The following is a 6,410-nucleotide window of genomic DNA, read 5'->3' on the forward strand; positions in this document are numbered from 1 at the left end:
GTGGCCCGGGAAAAAGCCTGGATAGAATCATCGAGGTTGCCCCTCTGCAGCCACTGACCTCATGGACTTGCCGGAAACTCGGCTCGGGGAGAGCTCTCCGTATCACCACGAGTCCGTTTTGACCGAGGAGGTGATGGCCTACCTGCAGCCCCAGCAGGGCGGCACGTTTTTGGACGTAACCTTGGGAGGAGGCGGACACACCTTGGCCCTACTGCAGGGGGGAGCAGAACGGGTGGTGGGGCTGGATCGGGATCCGCTGGCTTTGCAGGCAGCTCGGGCGCGCTTGGCAGCAGCAGGGATCCCCCAGGAGCGCATCCAGCTTTGGCACCTCAACTTCGCCGATTTCGATCCGCAGCGGCACGGCTGGCGCGACGAGCAAGGGCGGCCTATCCTCTTCGATGGCATCGTGGCCGACCTGGGGGTGAGCTCGCCCCAATTGGACTGCCCTGAGCGCGGATTTAGCTTTCGCGCTGAAGGGCCGCTAGATATGCGCATGGATCCCACTGCCGCTCAGGAAACCGCTGCTGATTGGGTTAACCGCCGCCCTGCCGAGGACTTGATCGACATTTTCGTTCGCTATGGCGAGGAGCGCTTTGCCCGCCGCATCGCCCATCACATCGAACGCTCCCGCCCCCTTTTCACCACTACCCAACTGGCCCAGGTAGTCTGGCAGGCAGTGCCGCCGGCGGCAAGGCGGGGCCGCATCCACCCAGCTACGCGGGTCTTTCAGGCCCTGCGCATTGCCGTGAACCGAGAACTGGAAGCCCTAGAAACCCTGCTGGCCCAGGCTCCTGCTTGGCTAAAGCCCGGCGGTAGGTTGGCTGTAATCAGCTTCCACAGTCTGGAAGATCGCCTAGTGAAATGGGCCTTCCGTACCGATCCCCGCTGGCAGGTACTCACCCCCAAACCTCTGCGCCCTTCCAAGCAGGAGCAGCAACGCAATCCCCGGGCCCGCTCTGCCAAACTGCGAGTAGCTGCCCGCCTCGGATAGAGTGGAACCCAGTTGGCAGCAAGTGCTTGCTGGGTGAGGCGTATGGTTAGCCAAAACACAAGCCGTGGTCGCAGCTTGCTCTCTATCCAGCCCAGAACTGCAACTTTGGCTCCCTCTCCTCACTCTGAAACGGCTCTGTCTCCTGCAGCTTGCAAAGGCAGCCCCCCTCAACCTTTGAAATCCGCCCATCCCCGCCGTTGGGATCCCACCTGGAGAGAGCATCTCATCTGGTGGCACCAGGTCTCCACCGGCCTCGCCATCGTCTCGGGGTTAGCGGTGCTAGGTGTTTATAGTTGGACAGTGCATACCCAAAGCCAATGGAGCCAGCACTACCAGGTTTGGCAGCGGCTGCAACGCCATGAGCAGCAGTTTCTCCTCACTCAAGAATCCATCGTCAATTCTCTGCGAGAGATTGCCGAGCGCTCCGATATGGTTTCTCTAGCGCCAGAGCGGGTGATCGAGGTTCCCATCGCTCCTACCCGCAGAGATTCTGGGCAAAGTCAAAACACCCCTCAGCAAGCCAAAGCTAGCCCCTTTTATCCAGTTGGGTATTGAGCAGCCAGTTGCAGCAGCTGCAGCTAGTCACCTAGGGCGCCCCTTGATTTACTGGAAACTGCTGCCATTCCTGGCGGACTCGCTGCAGCTTCTGGAGCAGCTCTTCCCACTGTTCGCCCTCGATTAGCTGCTCTAGTGCCTTCAACTCAGCTTGGTAGCCACGCAGAGCAGCTAGCAGCGCTTGCCGGTTGTAGCGGGCCATCTCTAGCCCTAACTGCGGGATCCCACCGCCAACCCGACTTGTATCTCGAAAGCCACTGCTGGCCAAAGTGCGGGCCAGTGCCAGAATATTCGAGTTCTCCTCCTGGCTGACGGCGGCAATTAAGCCAGCTCCCACCATGACCGGCAGATGGCTAACCCAAGCTACTGCCTGATCGTGGCGGACAGGATCGGCAAGGACAACTTCGGCACCCACTGCTGCCACTAGCTCCTGCATCACCGCAAGGGCTTGGGGTTGCGTCTGGGGAATGGGAGTGAGCACATAGGGTCGCCCCAGAAACAAGTTAGCTTCCGCTCCCTGGATCCCTTGTAACGTCTTGCCGGCCATGGGGTGCCCCCCCACGAATAGGGGCCATAGCGCTGTTGCCGGCCCAACAATTGGCTGCTTGACGGAGCCGACATCGCTTACCACTGTCTGGGGCGACAGATAGGGCACCAGGGCTGCCAGGGTGGCCAACACCTGCTCCAGGGGAGTACAGATCACCACCACCTGAGGGTTGAAAAGCGTCAACTGGGCCAACTCGGTTCCGCAGCCCTGAACCGCTCCACGTTCTAGGGCCTCTTGACAGGTAGCCGGATTGCGGCTGATCCCCCAGACGGAGTACCCTGCTTCGGTAAGCTTAAGAGCCAGGGATCCGCCGATCAACCCCAACCCGACAATAGCGATGCGCATACTGTCTCCTTGAAGATCAAGGCTTTGCCAAAGCCGGCGGCAGAGGGAGACTGCCTTTTGGGATTTCTTCCGGATTAGAAAGTTAATTCTGCCCCATGAAGGGCATACAGGGGAGGGATCCAGCCGCTAAGATGGAAGGGTGAACTGGGTAACCCCCACAACAGTTCGTCCGGATCTTTTATCGCAGGAGGGAACCGTGCTTCATCGTAGGATCTATCAACTCAGCCGCGAAGGCAAGGAAGTGTGGATCTACCTGCGCGATCAGGGACGCTGGCTGGAACGAGCCAAGATCCTCGATATCGAGGGGGACACCATCCTGGTTCGCTACGAAACAGAAGATGAAGAGGAGATTTGCTCCTGGGAGGAGATGATTCGTCTAGAGAGCATCGGGGCTGTCGCCCAGCGCCTCTCTTCCATCCCAAAAGGAGTGCTTAGCACTTCCGACCTGCCCACAGCCGAGGATTGCCCTCCTGCTGAACTCCTCCGTTTACCACCCTCCCTTCGCGCCGCAGAGCCCCTTAACGGAGAGCGTGCCGGCAGCGAGCGCCTTGGGGAAGACCTAGAGCGGGAGGCCTCTCCCCTTCGCGAGAGCGGAATGGAGTCCCTGAGGCCGCTGCGCCCGAACGGAGAGGAGCTCAAACGGGTAGATCGGTTCCGGAACGACCCAGAAGGCCAGCGGGAGGGTAACCACGACTAGGTTGAAGTTTTCCGGAGATCGACAGGAAGGCATCCCAACATCGTCCTGGACAGGGGCAAATGGCAAGGAGGCCGTAGAACTCCTCTGCGTAGAGCTCTAGCTGGCAAGGGGAGGTCACTTGCCCATCGCGCGGGTCGATCTCGGCCTGCAGAGCAACTGCTTCTTCGCCCAGCCAAGGGCTTTAGTCCTCGTTTGCAACAGCGGTGCGGAGCACCTTTCTTGTCCAGTGTTGTAGCAGCAGTGGTACAATAGAGGCTAGCTTTAGTAAACCCTAGAAAGGGCGGTTAGCGCAGCGGTAGCGCACTTCCTTCACACGGAAGGGGCCACAAGTTCGAATCTTGTACCGCCCATAAATTTCGGCCTTTGGCGGGCAAGCTTTCCCTGCAAGGTGTTGCTTCTATCTACAGGCTCCCTTGAGGAGGGGCCACTGGTTGTCTGACGGGCAACTTCTGACACACCCCCCTTTGCGCAAGTGCTTCGAGCTGGGTGGACTATGCAGCTACGGGAATCCCACTGCTGTAACCAGAAGCTAGAAGATATCGATTCATGAAACCCTTTGCCAATCCTCCTCAGCCATTGACTGCCAGCGAGTTTTTATCCCACTTAGAGGAGATAACGAGAGCTTACGAAGTCAAGACATCTATCATCACCTTCTACAGCAGAATTTGGAGTCAGGTATTCGACCTCAAATTTTCTAGGGGCCAATGGATTTTTGGGAACAGCCCCCACTGGAGAGCGCTTCTGGAAGCTAAGCTCCGGAAAAGCGAATACTATCCAATATCTTGCGTTGTCAGAACCTTCACTGACGAAAAGCACAAGCGCGGGGCTCCAAACAGCAAGACTATCTTGATCTCAACCAAAGAGCTGAGAATGTTTCTTCTTCCGGCTTCAGGTCAGGTTATTAAGCTAACTCCGGAGGAGTGCTTTGCCTGCCACAACACAGATGCCCAAACAGGAGGGCCACTCCCCATCGAGCAAGATGTTAAGTTCTTGTAGTGGCAGCAGTGGAAGTTGGGAAACCCTGTTGGGGCTAATCCTACAGGACCAGGGCTATTTGACCTCAATCAAGAGCTTGGCTCCAAGCGCAACAGGGATCCGTTGGGGGCGTCAGTCAACAAGTAGAGCAAGCCATCCGGCCCCTGACGCACATCCCGGATACGGCCGACAACTCCCTCTAGGAGACGCTCCTCAGCCACCACCCGATTCCCTTCCAAAACCAGCCGTGCCAAATGCTGGCCAGCCAGTGCTCCCACAAAGAGGTTGCCCCGCCATTCGGGAAAGACGTCTCCCGTGTAAAAGGTCATGCCAGAGGGAGCAATGGAGGGGGTCCAGTGAAGCAGCGGCGAAGCCAATCCAGGAGCTGCTGCTAGTCCCTTGCCAACTGGTTCGCCGCTGTACTCGCGGCCATGGGTGATTAAAGGCCAGCCGTAGTTCACGCCGGGAGCGAGGATGTTGATCTCATCTCCCCCTTTGGGCCCATGTTCGTGTATCCAAATAGCCCCTGTTTCCGGGTGGCGGGCCATTCCCTGAATGTTGCGGTGGCCATAGGTGAAAATTGCTGGCAGAGCCCCTACTTGCCCAACAAAGGGGTTGTCTTTCGGGATCCCGCCCGTGTCGGTAAGGCGCAACACCTTGCCTGCTGCATCCCCCAGATCCTGAGCCCGATTCCGTTCTCCGCGATCCCCAGTACTGATGTAGAGAAACCCTTCTTCGTCAAAGACCAAGCGGGAGCCGAAGTGCTGCTGGGCAGGCGTCTTGCGCTCCATGTCAAAAATCACTTCCAGGTCCTGGAGTCCCTTTTTCCCTAGGCGGGCCCGCGCCACTCGTGTCCCCCCTCCACCCGGCCCGGGAGCCGCGTAGGACAAGTAGATCCAGCCGTTCTCCGCGTAGTTGGGGTGCAAAGCGATATCCAGCAGTCCCCCTTGGCCGCGGGCAAACACCTCCGGCACCCCGGCTATGGGCTGGGGATCCAACCCTCGGTCGGTAACCCGCCGCAGGCGGCCCGGGCGTTCGGTAACCAAAATGGTTCCATCTGGCAGAAAAGCCATCCCCCACGGATGCTCCAGGCCGGTTGCCAAGGTTACCACCCGAAAGCGTTGCTTCGTTTTGGCTCTAGGCAGCGCTTGAGCGTGATCCCCCCGTTGCAGAGACATGACCGTTTTGGGGCTGACCGGATAGGCCCCTACGGCAACAGGGGCGGACAGCCCTCCCAAAAGCAGCAGTGAGGAGAGAAGCTTTATCACCGAGATCCTCATGGCGATTGCCGCCTCGTTTTCGCAATAGAGCTAAGGGCAGGCGTTGTTCTCTCCCTTTAGGTTAGCCCTGAGGGCGGCGATCTGTCCCCAAACCATTAGACCTGTGGATCCCTCTCGAGACTTCCCAAAGCTCCTCCGAAGAGTGCATAACCTCTACGGTCTCCTGAGGGCCCACGCCTCCCGCAAGGGTCTACAACAGCTCGACTCCGACCAGTGCTCCTTTGTCCTTACTCGCTCCGGCTTTGCCAGGATCCGGCGCTGGGTGGCCGTCTGGACGGGCGACAACCAGGCTGGATAAGAGCCCCTCGGTCCAAGCCCCCCCTCTTCTTGCTCGACAGCGGCCAGGCACACCAGATCTATCTGTCCAGCCCAGTGAGGATCCTGCCCCTAGTCAATTGCCCTCACTACCTCCAGCAGCTCGCGGTTGTCACGCTTGAAGATGGGCAGCCACTCCACATGCTGGTAGCGTAGGATCCCTTGGCTGTCCACTACAAAATAGGCCCGCCGTATCCCCAGCAAGCTATCCACCCCGTACTGCTGGCTTACCCTCCTGTCCACGTCACTCAGCAGAGGGAACTCCAGCTTGAGCTGCTCGGCAAAGGCTTCGTGTCGAGAGATGGGGTCGCTGCTGATCCCCAAGATCTCACACCCTGCCGCCCGAAAAGCTCCCCAGTCCTCCCGAAAACAGCGCATCTCGCTCGTACACACCGGCGAAAAGTCTGCGGGGTAAAAAGCCAGCAGCACCTTGCTCTTGCCCCGATAGGCCCCCAGCGAAATCTGGGCCCCCTTGGGAACCCCTTTCCCAACCGCAGGCAGGCTAAAGTCGGGAGCTGGCATCCCAATCTCAATCCCCATTTGTCCGATCCCCTCCGAACTCACTTTCTCAGTCTAGCGGTGGCCTGTTCCCAAAAGCCCCTTATGGGTCTTGACGATGTGGGGGAGGGTGGGATAGGGTAGTGAAGCGCTGACAAGGCCACCAGGCCCAGCGCCCCAGAACCTTGACAAGCGCATACCAGTCAA

The 6,410-nt window shown here is 58.9% G+C and carries 7 protein-coding genes, 1 tRNA gene and 1 pseudogene; 6 read left to right on the forward strand and 3 right to left on the reverse strand.

Annotated elements, in window-relative coordinates; all coding sequences use genetic code 11:
• Positions 1-61: 61 nt before the first annotated feature.
• On the forward strand, positions 62-991 hold the full coding sequence (gene rsmH / locus NW812_RS02510) for a 16S rRNA (cytosine(1402)-N(4))-methyltransferase RsmH (RefSeq protein WP_414393765.1): 930 nt from the start codon (positions 62-64) through the stop codon (positions 989-991).
• Positions 992-1,165: 174 nt separating this feature from the next.
• Positions 1,166-1,546: a hypothetical protein gene (locus tag NW812_RS02515; protein ID WP_414393767.1), complete on the forward strand. Its 381-nt coding sequence runs from the start codon at positions 1,166-1,168 to the stop codon at positions 1,544-1,546.
• Positions 1,547-1,577: 31 nt separating this feature from the next.
• On the opposite strand, the gene NW812_RS02520 is transcribed toward NW812_RS02515, so the two are convergent.
• The gene (locus tag NW812_RS02520) at positions 1,578-2,438 is read right to left on the reverse strand and encodes a prephenate/arogenate dehydrogenase (RefSeq protein WP_414393769.1); all 861 of its coding nucleotides are present in this window, start codon (positions 2,436-2,438) and stop codon (positions 1,578-1,580) included.
• A gap of 196 nt (positions 2,439-2,634) precedes the next feature.
• Here NW812_RS02520 and NW812_RS02525 point away from each other — a divergent pair.
• The 3 genes and pseudogenes from NW812_RS02525 to NW812_RS02535 all read left to right on the forward strand — a co-directional run.
• A pseudogene (locus NW812_RS02525) lies at positions 2,635-2,916 on the forward strand (DUF6679 family protein); the annotation flags it as partial.
• A 497-nt stretch (positions 2,917-3,413) separates the two neighbouring features.
• Positions 3,414-3,485: transfer RNA gene (locus NW812_RS02530), tRNA-Val, on the forward strand.
• A 196-nt stretch (positions 3,486-3,681) separates the two neighbouring features.
• Positions 3,682-4,131: a hypothetical protein gene (locus NW812_RS02535; RefSeq protein ID WP_414393771.1), complete on the forward strand. Its 450-nt coding sequence runs from the start codon at positions 3,682-3,684 to the stop codon at positions 4,129-4,131.
• A 68-nt stretch (positions 4,132-4,199) separates the two neighbouring features.
• Here NW812_RS02535 and NW812_RS02540 read toward each other — a convergent pair whose 3' ends face one another.
• Complete coding sequence (locus NW812_RS02540) at positions 4,200-5,288, reverse strand: PQQ-dependent sugar dehydrogenase (protein ID WP_414393773.1); 1,089 nt, start codon at positions 5,286-5,288, stop codon at positions 4,200-4,202.
• 244 nt (positions 5,289-5,532) lie between these two features.
• On the opposite strand from NW812_RS02540, the gene NW812_RS02545 reads away from it, so the two are divergent.
• Positions 5,533-5,688, forward strand: coding sequence for a TIM-barrel domain-containing protein (locus NW812_RS02545; RefSeq protein WP_414393774.1), 156 nt, complete (start codon positions 5,533-5,535; stop codon positions 5,686-5,688).
• Positions 5,689-5,777: 89 nt separating this feature from the next.
• Here NW812_RS02545 and NW812_RS02550 read toward each other — a convergent pair whose 3' ends face one another.
• A complete protein-coding gene (locus tag NW812_RS02550) occupies positions 5,778-6,245 on the reverse strand; it encodes a peroxiredoxin family protein (RefSeq protein WP_414393776.1) in 468 nt (155 codons plus the stop codon).
• Positions 6,246-6,410 lie beyond the last annotated feature (165 nt).

This window comes from Synechococcus sp. O70.2, from assembly GCF_047462135.1.
GTDB lineage: Bacteria > Cyanobacteriota > Cyanobacteriia > Thermostichales > Thermostichaceae > Thermostichus.